General features: G+C 39.7%; 20 protein-coding genes. 14 read left to right on the top strand and 6 right to left on the bottom strand.

Going from position 1 to position 24,100, the window contains the following annotated elements:
- The first annotated feature begins 4 nt into the window (after positions 1–4).
- From DKM50_06885 to DKM50_06895, 3 genes are read left to right on the top strand one after another with little or no spacing between them, the layout of a single operon-like run.
- Entirely contained in the window at positions 5–904 is a 900-nt protein-coding gene (locus DKM50_06885) for an NAD-dependent dehydratase (protein PZM79899.1), read from the top strand.
- Between the two features lie 34 nt (positions 905–938).
- Positions 939–2,291, top strand: coding sequence for a hypothetical protein (locus DKM50_06890; protein ID PZM79900.1), 1,353 nt, complete (start codon positions 939–941; stop codon positions 2,289–2,291).
- Between the two features lie 59 nt (positions 2,292–2,350).
- A complete protein-coding gene (locus DKM50_06895) occupies positions 2,351–3,604 on the top strand; it encodes a hypothetical protein (protein PZM79901.1) in 1,254 nt (417 codons plus the stop codon).
- Positions 3,605–3,635: 31 nt separating this feature from the next.
- Here the strand turns inward: DKM50_06895 and DKM50_06900 are convergent, their stop codons facing one another.
- The gene (locus DKM50_06900) at positions 3,636–5,561 is read right to left on the bottom strand and encodes a hypothetical protein (GenBank protein PZM79902.1); all 1,926 of its coding nucleotides are present in this window, start codon (positions 5,559–5,561) and stop codon (positions 3,636–3,638) included.
- 60 nt (positions 5,562–5,621) lie between these two features.
- On the opposite strand from DKM50_06900, the gene DKM50_06905 reads away from it, so the two are divergent.
- The 4 genes from DKM50_06905 to DKM50_06920 all read left to right on the top strand — a co-directional run bounded on the left by DKM50_06905 (position 5,622) and on the right by DKM50_06920 (position 10,053).
- Complete coding sequence (locus DKM50_06905) at positions 5,622–5,771, top strand: hypothetical protein (GenBank protein ID PZM79903.1); 150 nt, start codon at positions 5,622–5,624, stop codon at positions 5,769–5,771.
- 619 nt (positions 5,772–6,390) lie between these two features.
- Positions 6,391–7,980: a hypothetical protein gene (locus DKM50_06910; GenBank protein ID PZM79904.1), complete on the top strand. Its 1,590-nt coding sequence runs from the start codon at positions 6,391–6,393 to the stop codon at positions 7,978–7,980.
- Between the two features lie 190 nt (positions 7,981–8,170).
- Positions 8,171–9,265, top strand: coding sequence for a hypothetical protein (locus DKM50_06915; protein PZM79905.1), 1,095 nt, complete (start codon positions 8,171–8,173; stop codon positions 9,263–9,265).
- Between the two features lie 50 nt (positions 9,266–9,315).
- Entirely contained in the window at positions 9,316–10,053 is a 738-nt protein-coding gene (locus DKM50_06920; protein ID PZM79906.1) for an FkbM family methyltransferase, read from the top strand.
- A 32-nt stretch (positions 10,054–10,085) separates the two neighbouring features.
- On the opposite strand, the gene DKM50_06925 is transcribed toward DKM50_06920, so the two are convergent.
- The 4 genes from DKM50_06925 to DKM50_06940 form a co-directional block, all read right to left on the bottom strand.
- Positions 10,086–10,334 (bottom strand): hypothetical protein, encoded by a 249-nt coding sequence (locus tag DKM50_06925; protein PZM79907.1) that lies wholly within the window; start codon positions 10,332–10,334, stop codon positions 10,086–10,088.
- Positions 10,335–10,596: 262 nt separating this feature from the next.
- Positions 10,597–11,628, bottom strand: coding sequence for a hypothetical protein (locus tag DKM50_06930; protein PZM79908.1), 1,032 nt, complete (start codon positions 11,626–11,628; stop codon positions 10,597–10,599).
- Between the two features lie 290 nt (positions 11,629–11,918).
- Entirely contained in the window at positions 11,919–13,781 is a 1,863-nt protein-coding gene (locus DKM50_06935) for a hypothetical protein (GenBank protein ID PZM79909.1), read from the bottom strand.
- 36 nt (positions 13,782–13,817) lie between these two features.
- Complete coding sequence (locus DKM50_06940) at positions 13,818–14,426, bottom strand: hypothetical protein (protein PZM79910.1); 609 nt, start codon at positions 14,424–14,426, stop codon at positions 13,818–13,820.
- Positions 14,427–14,683: 257 nt separating this feature from the next.
- On the opposite strand from DKM50_06940, the gene DKM50_06945 reads away from it, so the two are divergent.
- From DKM50_06945 to DKM50_06960, 4 genes are all read left to right on the top strand, one after another.
- A complete protein-coding gene (locus tag DKM50_06945) occupies positions 14,684–16,465 on the top strand; it encodes a hypothetical protein (protein PZM79911.1) in 1,782 nt (593 codons plus the stop codon).
- Positions 16,465–17,772 (top strand): hypothetical protein, encoded by a 1,308-nt coding sequence (locus DKM50_06950; protein ID PZM79912.1) that lies wholly within the window; start codon positions 16,465–16,467, stop codon positions 17,770–17,772. The genes DKM50_06945 and DKM50_06950 overlap by 1 nt, the downstream gene beginning before the upstream one ends.
- Complete coding sequence (locus tag DKM50_06955; GenBank protein PZM79913.1) at positions 17,756–18,199, top strand: two-component system response regulator; 444 nt, start codon at positions 17,756–17,758, stop codon at positions 18,197–18,199. Before DKM50_06950 ends, DKM50_06955 begins: the two co-directional genes overlap by 17 nt.
- 69 nt (positions 18,200–18,268) lie before the next feature.
- Positions 18,269–20,590: a hypothetical protein gene (locus tag DKM50_06960; GenBank protein ID PZM79914.1), complete on the top strand. Its 2,322-nt coding sequence runs from the start codon at positions 18,269–18,271 to the stop codon at positions 20,588–20,590.
- 5 nt (positions 20,591–20,595) lie between these two features.
- Here the strand turns inward: DKM50_06960 and DKM50_06965 are convergent, their stop codons facing one another.
- On the bottom strand, positions 20,596–20,994 hold the full coding sequence (locus tag DKM50_06965) for a hypothetical protein (GenBank protein ID PZM79915.1): 399 nt from the start codon (positions 20,992–20,994) through the stop codon (positions 20,596–20,598).
- A gap of 200 nt (positions 20,995–21,194) precedes the next feature.
- On the opposite strand from DKM50_06965, the gene larB reads away from it, so the two are divergent.
- The 3 genes from larB to DKM50_06980 all read left to right on the top strand — a co-directional run bounded on the left by larB (position 21,195) and on the right by DKM50_06980 (position 24,092).
- Positions 21,195–21,938, top strand: coding sequence for a nickel pincer cofactor biosynthesis protein LarB (gene larB / locus DKM50_06970; GenBank protein ID PZM79916.1), 744 nt, complete (start codon positions 21,195–21,197; stop codon positions 21,936–21,938).
- Between the two features lie 134 nt (positions 21,939–22,072).
- Entirely contained in the window at positions 22,073–23,242 is a 1,170-nt protein-coding gene (gene larC / locus DKM50_06975) for a nickel pincer cofactor biosynthesis protein LarC (GenBank protein PZM79917.1), read from the top strand.
- On the top strand, positions 23,232–24,092 hold the full coding sequence (locus tag DKM50_06980; GenBank protein ID PZM79918.1) for a bifunctional methylenetetrahydrofolate dehydrogenase/methenyltetrahydrofolate cyclohydrolase FolD: 861 nt from the start codon (positions 23,232–23,234) through the stop codon (positions 24,090–24,092). The genes larC and DKM50_06980 overlap by 11 nt, the downstream gene beginning before the upstream one ends.
- Positions 24,093–24,100 lie beyond the last annotated feature (8 nt).

Raw genomic sequence — 24,100 nt, forward strand, 5'->3', positions numbered from 1 at the left:
GAGGATGATGATGAATTGTTTAGTTACAGGTGGAGCGGGATTTATCGGGTCTCATGTAGTGGACCTTTTAGTTAGCCAGGGGCATCAGGTTACCATTATCGATAATCTGCTGACAGGCGACACCAAGAACCTTAACCCTCGCGCGTCACTCATTAAAGCTGATATGAGGGACCTTGAGCAAATCAAACCTCATTTCAAAAATATTGACTTTGTTTTCCATTTAGCAGCACTACCACGCATTCAGCCGTCTTTTGACGATCCGGTTGAACACGAAGAAGTGAATGTCATAGGAACGATCAATTGTCTGCTGGCAGCAAAAGGCAATAACATAAAAAAACTCGTCTATTCCAGTTCAGCAGCCTGCTATGGCAGCCCGGAAGAACTTCCGACTTCGGAGAATGCAAAAATCTCCTGTCTAAGCCCTTATGCCTTACAAAAGTATGCCGGAGAACAGTATTGCATGATACTCGGCGAGAGATACGGAATACCGACGATTGCCCTGCGATATTTCAACGCCTACGGTCCCAGGTCTTTTAGCGATAAAAACCCACAAAACGCCTATACTTCGGTAATCGGGATATTCAAGAGGAAAAAAGACAACGGGGAGCCACTGCTCATTACAGGAGACGGCGAACAAACCAGAGATTTTGTACATGTCCATGATATTGCCAGAGCCAATTATGCTGCAGCCACCTCAGATAAAGTATATGAGATCTATAACGTAGGCTGTGGAGAAAGCTACAGCATCAATCACATCGCAAAACTCTTCAAGGCCCCGTATGAACATATTCCCGAACGACAAGGGGAAGCGAGAACAACTATCAGCAATATAGATAAAATCCGCAGAGACCTCAATTGGTCTCCGAGCATCAATCTGGAAAAAGGGCTTTCACTCTTAGATTAAGAATACGAAACTGAAGTGATTAGGGAACTTACCAATGAACCAAATCCAGAACATTTATGAAGACTATTGTAATGGGCATTATGACAAAGCTATCAAAGCCATTCTACAAATACATAGAAATGAGCAATCAACGAGTTTCCAGTTAGACAGTCTCCTGATTCAAAGCTATATCAAAGGAAACTACACTGACAAGGCTGTTTATCACGGGCTGAAGCTCTATCAATTGCTGCATAATATTGATTCAAATAACCAGTTTTTTTCCAATTATTACGATTTCCTAAAACAACAGAATGTTGTACAGGCAGGACTAACTATCCTGCATGAACTAAAAGAACTAAAAGAAATTAAGCCGGATTTCTCCCGGATATACAAAGGTATCAATGAAAAAATATATTCTGAATGCATCGGCAAAAGAATAATAGTCTACCCGCTAATCTGGAGTATAGCGTTCGGGGACATGATCGTCGTTCACCAGTTTATCAAACAAAAAAAACTGGAAAATCCATCTGTTCCGGTCATATTAATCATGCCGCTTAACAGGCCGGAGCTAAAAGAACTTGCCTCGCTCAATACCGCTATCGACTATGTAATCGATATCACGCTGCTGGAAGCAGAAAAGGACAGGCTTCACTCGCTCCAGCTTAGGAACAAGGAATTCCACAATATTTCTGTCCAGGAATATATTATTGATTGTATTTTACAAGACCTGATAAGCAACAGATTTGAGATTACTATCGAAAAGACACGTTATTTCCCTTTGCTTGATAACTATCGCTATAATGCAGGATGGCGCATCTGGGAAAAACGAGCAGAATTGTATTTATCAGAAAAAAAAGAACTTCCCAAGCTAACCGAGCAAAAATATACCAAAAAGAAAAAAATCACGATTCATTTAAGGGAAGCAAATTACGGAGAAGATGCCCGTAACGTCACTCCGGAACAAGGGCAATTATTTGTCAATCTTCTCAAAGAACATTACCCTGATTATGAGATAGTCCGGCTCGGTGATAAATCAATGACTCCACTTCTGAATTGCCGAAACGCCTGTCATGAGAACTTTTCGCTCAACGATCAACTCCGAGAGGTCCAGGAAAGCGCACTCTTTATCGGGTCTCACTCTGCCCCGCAGCATTTTGCAGTAGCGATAAGCAATACGCCAATCATTTGCATGAATTACGGGCTGCAAGAAACCTGCAAGTCCTGGAATGATCACATCCCCAAAATGAGCCTTGAACCGGTTGGAGCGCAAGTAAAAGCAGTTCTCTACAGTAAAATGTTTGATATACATGAGAATGAGTTAATCCCACGGTTAAATCAGAAAGCACACTCCGTAGTCCCGACATTGCTCGAAGATGTTATAGCACTTACCCATCAAATCATTACATAATTTTATTTTTTAGATATCATATAGTTAAGAGCTATTTTATAGAACGGAGGAAAAATCAGGTGAAAACTTGTTATATTATCGGCGGAGGGCTTTCGGGACTCACCGCAGCGAATGCATTAAAAGACAAATTCAACAAAACAATTGTTATAGAGAAACACAATGATATCGGAGGCCTCTGCCAGACCTACCAGATTGATGGAATTAACTACGAATTCGGGCCCCACGTACTATATTCCAAAACGGTTGAACAATCGGCTTTCTGGGGACGATTAATTACTCCCAAGTACATTGATTATCATGTCAGATGCTGTATTGACGGACAACTAAAAAGCTATGACGAATTATTCGATTTCCCTATCAGCAAAAGAAATATCTCAAGGCTAGGAGAAAGCTATATCCCTCAAGAACCTGATTATAGTAATTTTGAAAACTACATGATCAGTCAAATCGGAAAAGCTTCGTACGAAACTTTTGTTAAAAACTATAATATTAAACAGTGGGGAATTCATCCTAAAGACATGTTAGCCGACTGGGCAAAATTCAGACCGCTCTCCTTAAAACCGGATAATCCACGTATGTTCGGTGATGTCTGGGCCGGACATCCGGGAAGCTATCGTCCGGTATTTGACAAATTGAGTCAAGACCTGGAGATTGTAACTGATACCAAGGTTTCAGGGCTGGGGATAGATAATAATGTTATCAAATGCATCTATTTCAATAATAACAACAACAAAATATCGATTAGTCCGAACGATGTTGTTATCAATACGTTACCGATCGATCTTTTCTTTGAAGAAAAACTTGACTGGAGAGGCTCGTTGAAGGTATTCGCGCTCCTCGACACATGCCCGGCAATGCCAACATACAGCACTACTTTCCCCAACAATTACAGCTGGACAAGGATTGTCGAGTATCCACATCATTCCGGGCAGGAAAACACGAACGGCAAAACGCTTATTTCTTTCGCCATACCATACAGCATAAATGAACCGCTGCAAAATGACTACATGCAAGAAATTCATGATTTTGTAATACATCAAATACATGCAAAAGTCATAAAAACCGTCAAAAAACATGAAGATTTCTGTTACCCGATTTCAAGTCAACAGAATATCGACACCCTGGAAAAGATCTTAAACAAGGCAAGCAACATCAATAATTTTTATTCTATCGGGAGATTGGGACTGTTTGCATATATTTCGATGACCAGAGCAATACAGATAGCCTTAGAACTTTCAAATAATATCGACAAGCTATCCAGCCCTGCCGATAAAATGACGTTTTTTAAAAAACTTAGAGAAGAATTATGGTAACGTGCACCGGACGAAGTTAGTTTTTTATAAGCTAAAAATCTCTGTTCGCTTCAATTATCAAGCTCCTCAAACCTACAAGACCGCGCCTTAGCGCGACGATAGTCTTTAACGAAAGCACATACCGGCTTTTTGTGCCCGCTATAGTATCAGAACTATCAGTATATTGTACGGTGATATAGTTATTGATCTCTTTATGTATATAGAGATTAAGCATAGCCATTAATTCAGGGAACTCCCGGTTAAGGGAAGTAATCATATTTTGGATAAAGCTATCCTTGTTAGCGATTGGCTGCCTGATTATTGTTCTGAAATGCTTCAATTGGGCATTAATTCTTTCCTCTAATAATTGACTATCCTTTGTTAACCGGTCCAGCATAGCAACGACATACTCTCTATTGTGCAAGGTCATTGTTCCCTGTCCGCTCAAAATATGTTCTACTCTGACGAACGGGTCAAAACATCCGGTAATTTCAGCAAATGTCGTACGTGGAACTCCGGCTATTTTAGCCCCGGTAGCCGTGATATTAAAGAACTTTTTCCGGGTGTTCCTGACAAAAAGTTCGATGCTTTTTCTAAACCCGTCGAAAACAGGTATTGTCCGGACTAAATTATCGTCATAATCCGGAATGTATATAATCCGTTTGTTATCGTAGACGATATCTTTCTTCTTTTTCTGTTGTATAACCTTAATATGATCCTCGCCATTTTCGCTAACAATCTCGATATTTCTGCAGTTAGCTGACCCGGCAGCGTGAGTGACCTCGGTGAATCGCAGGTCCTGCCCTACCATAACAATCGGATCACCACCTAACCTGTCGGCTAGTTTTAATGAGAGCATTCCGACGGTCGGGATTCCTGTGAGCACTTCCGTGCCCTTTTCAACCAAATGATCCAGGATCGTATTCATAGTATGATTAAGGCTGCCATTCACTACGAGCCGTATAGGCCCCTGCCAGCATTTGTTGATCCCAGAATACGTATCCATCGTAGTAACCAGAAGGATATCTTTCGTCAGATGAGCGTTTTTCTCAATGAATCCAAATTTATTGCAAAACCGGGGCTCAAGCGCCGTTACAATGTCAGGCTTGATCCCGTGTTCCATGAGAACATTAAATGCCGAATCCGCGGCAATGAAAATAGCTTTTTCGCAGACCAGTTTCAAGTCCTCCAGATAATCCGTAAGACTTGGCCCGGAGGCGATACAGACAATAGGGAGATCAGCTAATCTGCCGTACATTTCGTTAATCAGAGGTTTATCAAATAAGTGCACGAGATTATAAAAGTTATTCCGTATGACATCTTTGCTTTTCAAGCCTAGCGTTGCGGATAAAGAATCTTTCTCTTCGATATACTCAGTAATCAACTGAACGGACTTCTGCACAATATCGGGGAAAAGCACTGTCGTAACCTGCGGATGAGGAATAATGATCCCCTGGGCGTAATACAAACTGCCACTGGCATCAAGCTGCTTAACCTTTAGTCTATTGAGCTCTCCGATAACCAGGTTTATTTTTTTCGCCCGGAACATGTCACTCATATCAATAGAAGTAAGAGCAATTTTAAACAGGACCGGGGCAGGTTCAATGATGATTATTTCCCGGAACCAGTCAAACCGCCGGATCAGCTCTCGTGCGTAATATCCCATACCGAACCCGACAATGATACCCAGCCGTGCTTTCTCGACCTCTGAGACACGTTCATTATAGAATTGTTCGATGTACTTCGCGGCTTCGCTGTCCGGAGCGTACGGACTATGACACCAATGCTCTTTACCCGCTCTTCTGATCTTTACATTGGGCAACCCGTTCTTCGACGCAGTACATTCGTATTCATCACTAATCCGGATATTATCTATTACCTCGGCCAGACTAGTGTCCATTTCGGCTATAATCTTGATATTTCTGTCATATATTGCGCTACTCATACTATCGGCTACCTTAAAAAACTTTATCTTCATATATCATAACAAGATACCTGTTTTATAACAAAACTTTAATCCGCTTTTTAGCAGTCAAAAATCTTTTACCCGAAGAAGACCGCTATTCTGCTTGGCCCCAGGCAAGTAGGTAAGACTTTTTTGTTGAAAAAATTATTCATGGAACTTTCTGCGCTCGGAGCAAGATGCCATTATTATAATCTGGAAATACCGAAATACCTCAAGGAATAAAAGTATTTATCGACCATTATCCTGAAGTTATATATTCTATCGTGTTATCCTCAAATTTTGAAACAAAAGCTGATTATAAAGGGAAAAAAATATTTTTTCGGAACTTGCACTTCGTTCGAAGGACGGGGGAAATCTCCCTTATAAATATCCCCTAGGAAGCATTAAGGAATAATTGTAATGGGACGCTGACGCTCCCAAACCCTAGTCGTTAAGGCCTTAATGCGAAGACCTTAACAATCCGCGCATTCCTACGGAAGGTCTGATTGACTAGCCTCGAGACCTGACCGCTTGCGCAACTCGCTGATAACTGCAACAGCTTACGCCAGGCTCAGACCCCTTCGAGTACTGCGGGGAGCAAAATCTGAGCCTGGCTCCAGTGTTTCCGTAATCAGCTCAGACATGCTCGGCGAATCAGATTAGTGGGTGTATTAAAAGTATGAGGAAGCCAGAAAAAATAGCTGAAAGATTCGGTCAGCTTGATTTAATTGATAATCCTAAACAGGGGGGCAGCATGTCATGATGCTTGACATTTTTTTTCGTTGACACTGCAATTTTTTATTATTACAATCGATAGAATATTAGCGTTTAATAATAATCTTATATTAATAAAGGAGCTTTTATGAATAAAAAATGGCTATTTTTAGGTTTTGGCATATCTCTCTTCGCTCTTGCAGGCTGCGGCCAGCTTAACAAACTTGACCCCAATCCAGGTGATACTGACCTCTCTCCCCTCAACTCAGCCAAGCATGTAAACATTATCGCCACTTCAAAAATCAAGATCACCCTCGGTGATAAAAAATCCGGGGTCTCTGCCCAGTCTATTGAAACTTCCCTGATTGCTTCTCAGTCGGTCGAAATAGAGGCTGACGTCCCGTCTTTCATGACCTTCCAGGCTAACAGCTCTATTTTCTTTAATGTGACTCAGCTCGGACTGATTAATGCCGATGGCACGATCACCCTTAATGTCGTCTACAATGACCTCATCAGCCAGGACCTTCAAGGGGTCAGGGTCAGGGCGTATATGGTTGAATCAAATGGCCTCCACGGTCAGCAGGTATCAGGAAATATCATCCCGCTTGATATCCAGGTCGTGAACGGTATCCCTTACCAACCATTAACAACCAGCAGCGCAAATATGAAAGTCTGGAATGCCCCTTTTATGCAGGCGATTAATGAACAAGTTGTGCTCAAGCTCAGAGGCAACTTCACCTATGCACTCAAACAACAGTACAAAGGCACGATAATGCTCGAGTTCGTCAGGGACGAGAATATAGACAGCCTTCCTCCGGGTATGCCCACCAACTTCACAGCTTCCGCCGGAGACCAGAGAGTAACTCTTAACTGGACCAACCCCGCGGATAATGACCTCAAAGAAGTGGAATTACGGGTTGCCACCAATAACTATCCGATTTCAGTCACGGATGGAACGCTTGTCTATAAAGGACTGAACCAGTCCTATATTCACACCGGGCTTACCAATGGTGCAACTTACTATTACAGCATTTTTGCTCGTGACAATGATGGGAATGTGTCGTCGGGGAATCGCGTCTCTGCAACGCCTCAATCTCCCCCAGATCAGTACACGAAACTACTTCTGCATATGGATGGAAATGGAGAGAGCTTTGTTGATTCTTCTGGACTGAATAACCCTGTATATGCTGCAGGAGATGCCACACAAACTAGTTCACAAATGGTGTTTGGGGGTAAATCAGCTTATTTTGATGGAACTGGTGATTTCGTTTGTACAAATACTTCTCCTATATGGGATCTAGATATCGATAAGTTTACAATAGATTACTGGGTTAAGTTTGCTGCTATAAATGCTGCAAATAATGGCATTTTTGACCAAAATAATTTTTATTATATGAATTATGGTGGAACGAACCATGAATTGGGATTTATCTATTATGACTGGAACTATGGTGGTTGGAAAGGAGTAGGCACAACGACTGTTCTTACAACAAATACATGGTATCACGTTGCTGTAGCAAGAAATGGAGCTAACTTGTTACTTTATTTAAACGGAGTACAAGTAGGCAGTCGAAACATTGGGGATTATACTATCCCTGGAAATACTGGAGCACTAACCATCGGTTATTCAGCATCCAATGCCAGCATGTCAAATTTATACATTGATGAATTCAGGTTCTCAAAAGGGATTGCTCGTTGGACCGGACCAACATTTAACGTGCCAACAAACCCATACTAAATTATTCCCCCCAAAATATGGCTAAGAGAGCGTTCAATATGAAAAACGCTTTCTTAGCTTGTCATCCCTTCATTTGGTATTTATTATAGTTATAGGAACATGTTCATCCAAAACATTAAAAAATACAGGGTCCGCGATTAACATATAAGGCTATTGAATTCCGAAATATCTCTCAATGGGAGCAAATAATATGAAAAATATTTATGTAGTATGGATTCATACTTATAATTTAGAATGTCTGGAATACTGTCTCCATACGTTTGAAGAACGTACCGACTATACGAGTCAGCCGTACCGCCATTTTATTGTCGACAGCAGTATCGGAAAACAGGACGAAGTTAAGCTCTGGCTCGAAAAAGAAAACCGGGAAAGATTACATGATCCGAAAAAACCTCCCATCGAATGTCACTTTTGTGACGAGCATTTGGGCCCTACATCAAAACGCAACATCGCATTCTCTCTTCTTAAAGGAAAATATGATTTTCTGGTAGAGATGGAAGATGATGTAACGATAGGCACGAACACTAACCAATGGCTAAAAATGACAACAGATGGCATCTCGGAATTTGAAAGCCAAGGACAGTCTGCATTTTTCGATTTTAACTTTGGAATGAATCCCCCGGAGTTTACTTGTGCCGGTTCAATTTTATCATGTAAAACAAGAGACTTCCTCGGCAATTATCCCTCACAAATCTCGGGAGATTTTATTAACCTTATTGAAGAATTGGTATTGTTTCCCCGTTATTTACAAAAACGTTTATGCGTAGATAACAATCTTATATATATAGGCGCACAAAGCCATTTGTGGCTGGAGTTTGATTTAGCATCAATTTCTTCTAACTATATCATAGAGTTCCGAAAAACCTATGATGAGCGATGCATCAACAATTTAATGAGTTCAAAAGAATATGAAGGAATTTATAAAGAACTTTATGCCAGATTTATAAATAATCCCCGTCCCACTAGAGCAGTTTTTGAGGAGATGGATCTACATCGAGATATGTGTATTGAAAAATTACTTATCCTGAAAAACAAAACGCATTGGCTTTTAAAAATTGAGGATTATAGAAAATACGAACGAAGCATTTGTTTAACCCAAGAAGAGTTCTCCGTGTTCCAAAAAGAGTTGAACAGCAACCCGGAAGTTCTAATATCATTAATCAGTCAAAAAGCAATTATGGAAGAGGAAGGGTTATTTCTAATTAACAGCCTAGACAAAGATATTATCAACTTAAAAGAGTCTCTTCCTGAAGCTTTCAGGGTGCTTATTAAGTACGCGAAATAAGTTAGGATTTAATCTTCTTACTACGGCAACAAGTACAAATTAAGGATATCATGGACAAAATTCAAGTATCAACACATGGAAAAACCTTTTACGCCGGATCAAAGCATGAACATTTTTGGCGTAGGGTGGCCAGTGGCTTATGGGAACCTCATACTTACCGAGTATTTGAAAGATTTTTATCTGCGGAGCATTCATACATTGATATCGGAGCCTGGATAGGCCCAACAATCTTGTACGGTGCACAGATAGCCAAGCATACCTATGCTGTTGAGCCGGATCCTGTAGCTCTACAGTTCCTTAAGACCAATCTGATGTTCAATCAGGGTTTGATTGATAAAATAACGCTGTTTGAAGGGTGCATAGGTGAATCAGACGGGCAAGTACAAATAGGCACAAATTCCCATTTTGGCGATAGTATGTCGAGCCTTTTATTCGCCGGAACAAAAAGTTCTGTCACAGTACCGTCATTAACGTTCGATTCTTTTATCAAAATTAGTGGTGCCCAAAACTTTAATTTCATTAAGATGGATATTGAGGGTGCGGAAAGTTTTGTGCTTCCTTCTATGAAAAAAGCACTTCACGAGACAAAACCGACCTTGCACTTGTCATTGCATTCCGGATGGTTCAATAATCTAAGAGAAGACTCAAACAAAATAGTTGAAGTACTATCAATTTATAAATATTTATACAATCATCATGGTTGTCTTCTAACTCACGATAGCCTTATAAAGAATATTTTGTATAAAGGTAAAATTTACGATATTATTGCAACTGATACTAAATGGTGATCTTTGATGGAATCTTGTATATAATATTTACTTTAAAATAATAAAGGAGCTTTTAATGAAGAAAACTGGCTTTTTTTAGGTATTGGGATATCTCTCTTCGCTCTCGCAGGCTGCGGCCAGCTTAACAAACTTGACCCCAATCCAGGTGATACTGACCTCTCTCCCCTCAACTCAGCCAAGCATATAACCATTATCGCCACTTCAAAAATCAAGATCACCCTCGGGGATAAAAAGTCCGGAGTCTCTGCCCAGTCTATTGCTCGCTGGACGAGCAACTTCACACCTCCGACAGCACCTTATTAATATAAACTGAAATTAAAATATAAAAAGGACTGTTCCTTTATTGGGGCAGTCTTTTTTGTTCCTGTTTTAGATATACTCTCCGCAAATTGGTTTTAGCTTTGTCATTCCTCGCATCATTTATTGATATAAACTTCACTCGTCATTTCGTGCTAAAACCAATTTGCGTTCGGTATACCTACTAAAACCAGAGAATTAGCAAAATGGGAAAAACTAAAAAAACAATCGAAACCGATAACAGGATTAAGTTTTAATTTTATAATAAGTAGCTCTTCCTCTTCCTTGTCTCTCTATATAACCCTGTTTAATAAGCTTGTTAAAATCGATATTCCTTGTAGGTTTTGCTCGATCTGTCAGTTTAGCGTAGTCATTATAGGTGATATAGCCATGTTCTTTTATAAAGTTTAATATTTTCAGGTGATATTCTTTTAGTTTCGCCTCTGGTGTTATCATCGATGTTTTTAGTTCTTTTCCTACTCTCAATAATTCATCGATAATCCCATCGGTAAAGTATTCGAGCCAAACAGTGAAATCGACTTTATCTTTTAAATCATAATAGTTTCCAATAACGCCAACCATTTCAAAGTATTTACTGACGTTATTGTTATAGTAATTTTCAAAACTGAATAAATTAAATGTATCAAGCCCCATAGCCGCTAATAAAAGCTTTGTGATTAATCGGGCAGTACGCCCATTGCCATTAGTAAAAGGATGAATAATAACAAATTGTTTATGAAAAATGCCAGCTAAAATCAAAGGGTCTATCAAATCTTTGTTACCATTGGCAAAGATTATAAGTTCATTTATTAAATATTTAACATCCTGCTGGTCTGGGGGTAAGTATACTGGTTGGAGTTTTCGAGGATTATTAACAAATACAGGTTCCTGTCTGAGCTTTCCAATTTGGTATTTACTAAGTAAGCCTTTTGATATCCTTTTATGAAGGTTTAATATCAAAGGCAAATTGATATTGATGTCCCCTTTTTTAATACGATCATTCATAGTCACAAGCGTTTCATTATAATTAATAACTTCTTGTTCACTGTCTCTTAATTTCTGCGGTATATTTTTAAGAATTTTTTTGACCTCAGTTAAAGGAAGTGGGTTCCCCTCTATACTGGTTGAAGAATAAGCGGAAAGTTCCCGTGCTGATTGCTCTAGATTCGTTAAAATTATCTCATTATATCGGAAAGAATTTAACTCAAATATTAGCGTTGCAATGCGTTTAATATTAGATAGTAGTTTTGAAGTTATCGTATACTTTGGTTCAAACATATTAGACTAACATTAGACGATAATTAGACGATAATCAATATAGCAGATTGGGGCGGAAGTAACCGGTGTTAAGGTGCTGAAAAATAATTTATCGGCATATACACACCGGTACATTATGTTTCTATAATATTCAAAATATCGGAGCATGTTTATCAGGGACAGGTATCCTTAATGGCTACATTAATGAATTTCGTGTATCTTTATGCATTACCCGCTGGACGGGTAACTTCACACCTCCGACAGCACCTTATTAGATTACATCGATATTTGGGCGGACCGATTGGTTCGCCCTACAGTGCTTGTATCATAATTTCCCGGACCTTTTTTAGTCCTCTTCTCAGGGTAACCGTTTTTTTCATTACACTGCGGTACTTGTTGAGGTGGGTTCTATCCCTTGCCTTAGATATTTTCAACGTCTCCAGTTCCTTAAAGAGAAAGAACGTTAGCAAACTCATAAAATCAGGATATTTCTTATCAAGGCTAGTTATTAATTCCTGTAAATATATGGTTCTTTTTTCTATATTATTGTCCACCTTTTTTAACGAGTCCAGCCCTGTATCCAGATCTTTTTTCATACCCTCGCTTTGCGTGTCTAATGTCTTGAGCCATTCGTTTACGAGATAGTTATTTCTCAAAAATAATTTCCCCGAATCAGTAAAAAGAAGTCGTCTCTCTACCCGATTCCCTAAATATGGTTTAATTTCTTCAATAGTACTTCGAGGCGCGCCTTCGATTTTTACACCACCTACCGTTACATTCATAATCTTCGCCTGGGTTGAAGCAATATTTCCTTCTATGGTTTCCTTAAAGTGCTTTAAAGCAGCGGTAGTCGGCACCAGCTTGCCATCATAATCCGGAAGGTACTCGACTTTCTGTCGGTCATAGACCAGATCTTTTTCATCGGTCTTTTTTATCACTTTCAGAAAAGATTGATCATTTTCGTTAATGATCTCAATCTTGCGGGCGTTCGCTGATCCGGCAGCGTGAGTGACATCAGTTAACCGGAGGTCCTGCCCTACCATAATGATAGGATTCCCCCCAAACTTGTCAGCTACGATAAGGGACATCAGTCCGACGGTCGGGATACCCGGAAATATTTCGATACCCGGATCAATTAGCTTGGGAACTAACTCTCGCATTTCCTTCATCAATCCACGGTGAAGCAGAAGTCGAGCCGGGCCCTGCCAATGCTTACTAATTCCAGAATAGGTATCGAGCGTCGTTACCAGAAGAATATCTTTCGTCAAATGAGCGTTTTTCTCAATATAATCATATTTATTGCAAAATTGTGGTTCAATTGCCGTGACAATATCGGGAACTATGCCGTTCTCGATCAGCACGTTAAAGGCAGAATCCACAGCGATGAATATTGCTTGATCCCGTATAGCCTTCAATTCTGCTATATAATTGGTTAGGCTCGGTCCGGAAGATACGCAAATGACCGGAATAGCCGGGAACTTTTTGAACAATTCATTAACTAACGGCTTATCGAATAAATGGGTGAAAGCATAAAGATTATTTTTGACAATATCTTTACTTTTCATTTCTAATAAATTAGTAATATGGTCTTTTCTGGTAATATAATTAGTGATTTCTTTCAGGACTCCCATAACGTATTCAGGTCCGGCCATGGTGGCTATCTGCGGATGGGGGATAATGATACCCTGGGCGGAGTATAGGTTGCTGGCTTCGTCAAGCGCTTTGAGCTTTAACGGATCTAAGGCCCCCACAACAAAATGAACATTAGGTCTCGCGAATAATACGCTAAAATCGACACAGTGGAGTGCAAGCTTAAATAGTCCGACATCCGGCTCAATAATTATTATTTCATCTAACCAAATATACTGCGATAGCACTTCCTGCACGTAATACCCCAGGCCAAAACCTATAATAATTCCAGAGGTTGCTTTATCTACCTCCGATCTATGTTGTTCGTAAAAATGCCGGAGGTATTTCTTGGCTTCGACCAAAGGATCATAAGGACTATGACAGTAACAGTCCCGGCCAGGTTGTGTGATTTTTATAGTAGGAAGTCCACTTTTAGACAGCACCGCATCATAATTATTACTAATAGGTGCGTTATCTATTTCTTTTGCAAGATTAGTATTTTTACAGGTAATCAGCTGTATATTATTTTTATATACCTCAGACAATGATAGCTACCATAAGCATAAAAATATCACGAAGTCTTACAGATAATCTTTTAAGACATCTTTTTGGGTCATCGTCTCTTCGAGTTTATCGAGCAGTTCGTAATCGATAACGTCTTTGACCATCATGAAATCATGATTTTCAAGTGTTTCGCTGAGCTGTATGATCACTTCTTCGAGTTTTTTGTAATTGTCTTTTATCCGGGTGACGTCTATGCCATTATTTTTGGCAACAATAATGTTCGTTATCATATCGATGGCCTGCTGGCAATATCGCCATTTTTTAACTGCCCTGGCAATAAGTGCTGCCGATTCGTCATACTTCTGACTATAAATAATGTCCGAAGCTTTTTTGAACTCAGCTATGCACTCTTTTAAATGTATATCAATCTCATCCATTGTCTGGAGGCAGAGCGCTTTCACTGACACCGTTTCAATGTTAAGCACTTTTACATCCGTTAATGACCTGGAAAAAATATCATCAACAAATGGCGGAGTAATAGCATAACCGTCTATCGAGATAAGGGTAACGATTTTTTCATTTTCAGAAGCATGGGTTTTAAACTTGTTGAAGAAGTCCTCCAGGGTCTCATGTTCATTATCTTCAACAACTACCATATCTTTTATTCCATCAACAATTATTTCCATTACAACATCCTTTCTTTCACCTCAATCATGGTGGTAGCGCCATTTGGCGACAACGGACTGAAGGGCTCTATGATATAGTCTGGTATTATAAGTATATCAAACTAATCGCAGCTCACAAAACACCTTTCAGTAACCTAATACAAAATAAGCTAATAGAACTTGAATTTTCAATTGTTTGATTATACTATTAATTTAAAGAGTATTAATAATTATTACTGTTATTAACTTTTTCCATGTGATAACTGAGCGGAGCACTCATGCATTTCTTAAACAATGTAAAACTTCGTGATAAGTTTTTATTGATTATCCTTTCGATATTTATATTTGTTTTTTTTCTTTTCTCTTTTGTCTTAATAAGATTTGAAGAAAAACAGATTATTGAAAATACAAGGCTCCAGGGCGAGTACCTGGTAAAAACGCTCGCATTCACCTTTATCAAAGCTCTCGAAGGCAACAACCCTGCACAGGATATCAAACGGGCTGTCTCCCAGACCCAAAATGATAAAAACATCCGTAACCTTATCCTTATAGATACGAATAATACAGTGCTCTACCGGTCAGGGCCATTACCAGCCTCGATCAAAAATTCAGCTCAGTTCACTCAAACTAAAGAACTCCTGAAACCAACAATGATCCAGTTCATTTATCCTCTTAACAATATCGAAAAATCATATGGCGTTGTCTACTTGGATTATTCGCTTGAATCAGCCATAGCAAAACTCACTTATTTCAAGTATTTCCTGATCATATCGGCATTTCTAATTCTCGTACTGGCAATCTTCCTTTCGCTCATACTCTCGCGAATGGTTACAAGACAGGTAGACCTACTTCACCAGACCGTTCAAAAGGTTAATAATGGGAATTTTTCACATAAAGTACAGGTCACCGCAAATGATGAGCTGGGAGATCTGGCAAAAGCCTTTAATCTGCTCTTCCATACCATAAAAGAATCAAATAAGAATTCCTATATCAAGACTAAGAAGTTACTGGCAGAAAAAAACATGCTCCATGCAATCCTGTCCAATTTATACGAAGGTGTGATAGTCACCGACCCCGGCATGCGGATTATTGAGATAAATACAACAGCGGAAGATATGTTTGATATCTACTCGAAACTGGCGCTCGGAGAGCTGGTCTCAACTATCATTAAAAATGAGATATACATTGAGCGTATCAGCGCTTTCACTTCCGATTCCGAACCGGCAATGTCATTTTCGATCCAGTTTGCTCCCGATGAGCTATCCTCTTCAACCTACAAAGTCAGCCTCATTAGAGCTACGAATGAGTTTGGTGAAATAATTGGGATTATCTCTGTTTTCAACAACATTACAAAAGAGCATAAGATTGATGAGATGAAAACTAATTTGCTGCAGATTGTCTCCCATGAATTAAGAACACCCCTCGTAAGTATCATCGGATTTCTAGATATTCTTGAAAAAGAAGGGAAAAGCTACATCAAAGAGCAGCACTTTGAATTCATCGATCTCGCCAAGACCAGCGCCGAGAATCTTAAAAACCTCGTAAACAATCTCCTCAGTCTATCAAGATTACAATCGGACCAGATTGAATTTACCATTACGAAAATTGCGTTGCCTTCGCTCATTGACGAAGTCGTTAAAACATTTCATCCACAAATCGAAATGAAAGGACTCGCTATCAATAAAAAATACCATTCAGAGAGTTTTTTTCTGGAATGCGATCATAATATGATAAGACAAGTCCTATTCAATCTTATCGGTAACGCTATCAAATTCACAGACAGCGGATCAATTACGCTTTCAACGAGCCAGGACGAACATAATACTTCGATCGAAATAGCTGATACAGGAATCGGGATTCCTCAGAAATATATTGCTGAAATTTTCGAAAAATTCAAACAAGTCGATCTTTCTTTTTCCAGGAACTATGAGGGTATTGGCTTAGGACTCTCCATCGTGCAGGAAATCATCACTCGTTTAGGTGGCAGCATAAAAGTAAGCTCTGCCGAAAAAAAAGGAAGCGTGTTTACGATTAGTCTGCCGATAAAAAGGAATTCCTGATGACTATCACGAGCTTATTATTAAAGGGTTATTTTATTGCATCGCTTCTCATTATTGCAATATTCGCATACCTTTTGGTGAGAAAACACAGACAAGTCATTAAGCTCATACAGCAAGATACCAGCGAAAAGCTAGCTCAATTCAACCAGCAGCTAGAAAAAGAATTGAAGCAAAGGATCTCCGAAACGAACCAGACAAACAAGGAACTCTACAAAGCTAATATCCTTCTCAATCAAGAAAAAGACAAATCAGGCGCAGTTATTAAGTATATGGCCGACGGCATTGTTGTAATTGATAATGAAGGTATTATCATGGAAATAAATGAACTGGCACTTGAACTCTTAGAAAACATTAACAAAAATATTATAGGCCGCCATGTAGAAGAAATTATCACTTATAAGCAGTATTTAGAAGCACTCGAAAAAATCCAGAACAATAAGCAAGAGAAGGTAGACATGGAGATTCCTCTCATTCGAGACGATAAAACTGCAAAAATACTAAATGTTAAAATAACACGAGCTATTGATAAAAAAGGAAACCCGTTAGGGCTTATCAGCGTTATTAGGGATATTACCAAACAAAAAGAGCTCGACCATTTAAAGAATAACTTTATCAGGACAATTTCTCATGAGCTTCGTACACCACTCACAAGTATTATCGGATTCATTGATATCCTGAAAAGTGAAAAGCGCGGACCACTTACCGGCGAACAGAAAGAATATCTTGAAGTAATCCTTAAAGGAAGCCTGCATTTAAGGCAATTGATCAATGATTTACTCGACATCTCACTCATGGAGTCGAAAAAATTAAAAATTAAAATTGAGACGATTAACCTGTATAAAATGTATAAAGAAATTATTCTCTCTTTCATGCCCCAGGCCAGGCTAAAAGGTATCGAACTCATCCTGGTCGAGGACGCGGCAATTCCCTCCGTCTGGACTGATGAAGACAAGGCAAGAAGAATTTTTATTAACATAATTAGCAATGCTATTAAATTTACAGAAAAAGGCCATGTAAAAGTTTATTTTTCCTTAAAAGACAATTATCTTAATACTCATGTCGAAGATTCGGGAATAGGTATCAACAAAAAAGAAAAAGAGATTATCTTTGAAAAATTCCGACAAATCGATTCTTCATCTACGAGAAAATATGAAGGGTTAGGGATAGGACTACCGATAGTCAAAGATCTGCTTAATCTTCTCGGGGGCACAATTGAAGTCATAAGTGAAGAAAATAAGGGAAGCGTTTTCACCTTCTCGCTCCCCATCAATTACGAAAAAGGGATACAAGATGAACGGAACGAATAAAAAAGAACACAATTCATTAACTCGCCTGGAGAAATTTTCCAGTGATGACCATAATCATAACAGCAAACAAAATAAGATATTAATTGTTGAAGATAATCCAATTCTTGTAAAATTGTACTCGATGTACCTTAAAAACAATTTTTTCATTGATACTGCGTACAATGGGCTGGATGCTATTAAGAAAATTATAAAAATGCCTCCGCATTTAATATTGCTGGATATTATGATGCCAGGTCTTGACGGATTCAGCGTGGCACAGCAGATGTCCGATAAAAAAATATTAATCCCTACAATAGTTTTGACTGCAAAACACTTAAACAAAGAAGAAATAGAGCTCCTGAAAAAATTAGGAATAACCTCATATTTCCAAAAAGATGAACTCACACAAGATATCCTCTTGGAAGAAATTAAGAAATATTTTTTATAATTATTATAATTATTTGTGATATAAATTGCTTTGAGTATAAGTCATAATAAAATATGATACAATTGCGATATGAGCCTGTCACCTGGAAATGCCTATAATTCAGAAAACAATCTACAGCCAGCCCTAAAATCCTTAGAGTTAGCCAAAGTCCATTTTCAAAACGGTGAACTAATAAAGGCCGAACTACTCTGCCAGGAAATTCTGCTGCTAGCACCTAGCCATGCGGAAACGCTTAACCTTCTGGGAATTATCAGTAATCAGCAAGGAGACAATGTCCGGGCTATTACATTTCTTTCCTTGGCCATCGAGAATGATCCATCGATTCCTGATTTCTATAATAATTTAGGAAACGTGCTTCTCTTTGAAGGTAAACTCGATGAGGCCATTAACTATTATCAGGAAGCCCTCAAAATAAACCCTGATTTTTATATTGCTCAAAATAATCGCGGGTTTGCATTACAGAAACAAGGGAACCACGAAATGGCGATGCAGCATTTTCAGGCAGCCATCAAGCTTAATCCTGATTACTTTCATGCATATAACAATATCGGGATGTCCCTACATCAGCAGAATAAACTCGAAGATGCCATTTCTTACTACCAAAAAGTTATCAACCTGAAAACAGACTTTGTTGAAGCATATTACAATATTGGACTCGCGCTTACAAAACAGAAAAAACTCGAGCAGGCAATCAACTACTTTCAGGAAGCAGTACATTATAATCCGGAATTTTTTAAAGCCTATTATAGTATTGCGCTCATCTACTTTAAACAACATAAACTAACAGAAGCGATTGAGTATTTTAAGGAAACCATTCATCGTAATCCTCAGCTTTTTTTAGCTCACTACCATCTGGGACTCAGCTATTTGCAACAAAATAATACAGGAGAAGCTAATGCCTGCTTTCAAGAAACGGCCAGGCTCTCCCCTCAATTTGCTGACGCCTTTAATTTTCTAGGGATCTGCCAACTTCAGACACATGATTATTCGCAGGCAATCACCAGTTTTCAAACAGCGATCGAGATTAAGCCAGACTTCGCTGATGCTTATTGCAATTGGGGAAATACCCTGTCGAAAATTGCCAGAATCGATGAAGCATTGGAACAATACCGGCAGGCACTACGGGTTAATCCGCACCATAGCGTTGCCCATTCAAATATATTGCTTTCACTTCATTTTTATATTGCGGTCGATCCTGCTACGATTTTTGAAGAACATAAACGCTGGTTCCAGTTACATGCTGCCAGCAACAAAATGATTACAGCCTATGAAAATAATTTTTCGCAAACACGACCTCTGCGGATCGGCTACGTATCTCCAAATTTCAGCCTTCACTCCGTAGGTTTCTTTATCGCTCCGGTAATTGCCAGGCATGACCGGAAACGAATTACTGTCGTATGTTACTCTGACATAAAGCATCCCGATGCCGTAACAAAACAATTCGAAACTTATGCAGATATCTGGCGAGATATTAATGGAAAACCCGATGAGGAAGTTATCGAGCTCATAAAAACCGACCGAATTGATATTCTCGTTGACCTCGCCGGACATACTGATGGCAACAGGTTATCACTCTTCGCTCGCAAACCTGCACCGTTGCAAATAACCTATCTCGGCTATCCGAATACAACCGGATTGCCAGCAATCGATTACAGAATAACCGATACCTACGCGGACCCGCAAGGATTAACGGATAAATACTATTCCGAAAACCTTTTCCGCCTGCCATCAACTTTTCTTTGCTATCAGCCACACAATAACTGCCCTGAAGTAGGAGAGCTTCCCTTCTTTAAAAACGGTTTCCTCACCTTCGGCTCATTCAGCATTCTCGCAAAAATAAATTCCACGGTTATCCGGCTCTGGTCCACTATTTTAAACACCATACCTAATAGCCGTCTCATTCTTAAAACTCAAGGGCTCTTGTTCGATGAAACACTACAAAAGTACCAGGCATTATTTGCGGAAAACGGTATCGCCTCCGAACGAATTACCTTCAAAGAATACCTCCCCTACGAACAGCATATGAACATTTATAATTCGATAGACATAAGTCTTGATACTTTCCCTTATAATGGAACCGCTACAACTTGTGAATCGCTCTGGATGGGTGTCCCGGTAATCACACTCGAAGGGAATACCCATGTATCCCGCGTCGGGGTCAGCTTACTCTCGAACATCGGACTTTCTTCGTTTATTGCCCAATCTCAAGAAGAATATACCGCCATAGCTATCAATCTAGCGAACACTCCGGATATATTGTATAACATCAGAAAAAACTTGCGGGAGATGATGCGCCAATCAAGGATCATGGACACTCAGCATTTTACCCAAGATTTAGAAACTGCTTATACTGAAATGTGGATGCATTATTGTTCAAATGCTGCTGATTAACGGGATTACCCCCCGTCAGCCTGCACCAAAATTGTTGTTCCATCGCTTTTATACGCCGTTAACGTATAGTTTTCGGCCTCAACCGTATACGTTATCTTGCCTTCTGAATCAGCAATACTAAACTGTTGCCCGGTGAATGGGTTCTTCGGTATCTTCGTGATATAGCCGGCTTCCTGAAATACTTCGAACAACCCTGCCCCAGTAGCTTTATCAGGAAGGTAATGGCCATTATCAAGATAGTAGCTTTCGAGAAGTGTTTGCAGTCGAAATACATTCGATTTCAGAGCCATTTCGTTTGATTTGTTCCTCACATTCTTTATGTTTGGGATCATTACCATGGTAAGCATAGCAATGATAGAACACACTAACAAAAGCTCAACCACTGTAAATCCTTTATTATTCATTAGATTCTCCTTTATTTTATAAATTTGCTGTCCTGCCTTCACGCATATACCTAATAGGAAACTAAAAGCAGTATAATTCGGCAACTATTTTACGTCAAGTAAATATTTACCTCAATATTTAACGATAGATATTACATTAAAATTGACAGCGATTCACTTTTCATATATTCTCTGAATTAATTTTAAATAAGGAAATAGCTATGGATGAAAAATTTTTAAGTGAACTTCTCAACAAATATAAAGATGACAAGCTCTCTTTCGAAGAAACCTTAGCTATCTTAAAAAAAGTACCCTTTGAAGACATCGGGTTCGCAAAAGTAGACCATCACCGCTCTCTGAGAAAAGGATTTCCGGAAGTTATTTACTGCCCGGGAAAAACCCCTGAGCAGATTAAAGCGATTATCGAAAAAATGCTCCCCTACAGTGAGAATGTGCTCGCCACCAGAGCGACAAATGACGTCTATGAGTTCCTGAAACCAGCCTTTCAGGACATTGTTTACAATGCAGATGCACGGATTATTTATTTCAAAAGAAAAATCAAACTTAAAACACAAAAAAACATTACTGTCCTCAGCGCAGGTACTGCCGATATCCCCGTAGCCGAAGAAGCTGCGCTTACAGCCGAATTTTTGGGAAATCCGGTTAACCGTATCTACGATATCGGTGTTGCCGGACTACATCGAGTATTTGCCCATCTCCCCAAAATAAACGAGGCTAACATTTTAATTATTGTAGCAGGAATGGAAGGCGCGCTGCCAAGCGTTGTCGCAAGCCTTACCGACAAACCGGTAATCGCCGTCCCGACAAGTATTGGCTATGGAACGAACTTCAATGGCTTAACTCCGCTTTTCGCGATGCTTAATAGCTGTGTCACCGGACTTACGCTCGTCAACATCGATAACGGTTTCGGAGCAGGCTGTTTTGCAAGCCTTATCAATAAATAGCACATTGAGCGATACGAGAACCGCCCCGGCACTTATAATATACATGAGTGAACCAAGATAACTATACTAAAAAGTTAGTTATCGCCGAGAAAAACCCGTTGAGATCATTTGATCAATGCTTAAAAGGGAAAAAAATGATTGCACTCTTTAATTGCCATTCCGGAATAGCGGGAAATATGTTCCTCGGCGCACTCCTCCATGCCGGGGTACCAATGGATTATCTTATCACCAACTTAAAAACTCTCGATCTCCCGCCTTGGGACCTTTTCGTTACACATCCGATGATTAATGGCATAAAAACCACCTTTGTCGAGATAACCTACCAGCAAGGTCATCACCATCGCGGAGTTACAAGGATAAAACAACTTATTACGGCTGCTTCGCTGCCGCTCCACGTCAAAGAAACCAGCATCAAAGCCTTCGAACTGCTTGCCAGCGCCGAAGCATGTGCGCACGGAATACCGGAGGAAACCGTTCATTTCCATGAAGTCGGCGCAATCGATGCAATTATAGATATTGTCGGATCATTCCTGGGTATCCATTACCTGTCTATCCGCGAGGTATTTGCAACACCCATCAATATCGGAGGCGGACTCGCCAAATGTGCTCATGGTTCAATCCCGGTACCTGTTCCCGCAGTAAGTGCTCTTTTGAAAGGAATGCCGATATTCTCAAGCACTAACAGCTACGAACTTACGACGCCTACAGGCGCAGCAATTCTTGCTGCACTCAAGCCTTCTTTCTCCCCAATACCGATTGCTTCACCACGAGCTTCCGGATACGGGGCAGGAAGTTACCGGCATGAGGATGCAAACTATCTCAATCTTATTATACTTGAAAAAAAAGAAGGCCCTCAAAACACTACGATTACTGAAATTGAGACCAACATTGATGACACCAATCCGGAAGTTTATGATCTCCTTATAGAAAAGCTGCTGGAATTAGGAGCTGTCGATGTATTTTTGACCCCGATAATAATGAAAAAAAGCCGTCCGGCTATCAAATTATCGGTACTTTGCCACGAAGCAACTATGCCCGCGCTTATTCATGAGATCCTTGCCCAAACAGGTACCTTCGGACTACGCATCTCTCAAAAAGAGAGAACCATGCTCGATTCCAGTTTTGAAACAATCCAGACAGAATGGGGAGCGGTCCCCTTTAGAGTCGGGAAGTTTAAGGGTTCAGTAATATCGATCAAACCTGAATACGAAATATGCAAAACCATCGCAAAGGAGTACAATATACCTTTGAAAAAATTACTCCACCTACTCAATAAAAAAGGAGAAGCACTTTATGACATATAAAATTCTGGATGGCAAATTACTTTCTCAGAAAATAAAACGTAATTTAAAAGAAGAGATATTTGAGATTGAAAGAAAACATCATATTACGCCTGGATTAGCAGTTGTTCTTGTAGGAGAAGACAAAGCTTCCCAGGTATATGTCGCAAACAAGATCAAAGACTGTGAAGAAATCGGTATAAAATCTCAAGCTTATCGCCTTCCTGCCACAACCGGGGAAGATGAAGTGCTGAAGTTACTCAGCAAGTTGAATAGCGATATGTCTGTTCACGGAATTCTAGTACAGCTTCCCCTACCGAAACATATAGATTCCGAGAAGATCATAGAGGCTATCGATCCACGAAAAGATGTCGACTGCTTTCATCCGATTAATGTAGGCAAACTTTTTTCGGGCCTGGACAACCCCTTCCAGCCATGTACACCTGCCGGAGTGATTGCCTTGCTCAAAGAATACAATATCAGCCTCTCAGGAAAAGATGCCGTCGTAATCGGCAGAAGCAATATAGTAGGAAAACCGATGTCAATCCTATTACTTAACGAAAATTGTACGGTCACTATTTGCCATTCAAAAACAAAAGATCTGGCAGAAAAATGCTTAAATGCAGATATTGTCGTTGCTGCCATAGGAAAAGCCAACTTCGTTACAGCTGACATGATAAAAAATGGCGCTGTCGTGATCGATGTCGGGATGAATCGACTTGACGGTAAACTCGTCGGAGATGTAGATTTTCATTCTGTTGCAGAAAAGACAAGCGCAATAACTCCTGTCCCGGGGGGCGTTGGTCCTATGACCAGAGCAATACTCATGAATAATACCATTCAGGGTTTTAAAAAATATTTTCTAGCGTCATAATAAGTGTT

The sequence above is a fragment of the Candidatus Margulisiibacteriota bacterium genome (assembly GCA_003242895.1).
In the GTDB taxonomy this organism is placed as follows: Bacteria; Margulisbacteria; Riflemargulisbacteria; order GWF2-39-127; family GWF2-39-127; genus GWF2-39-127.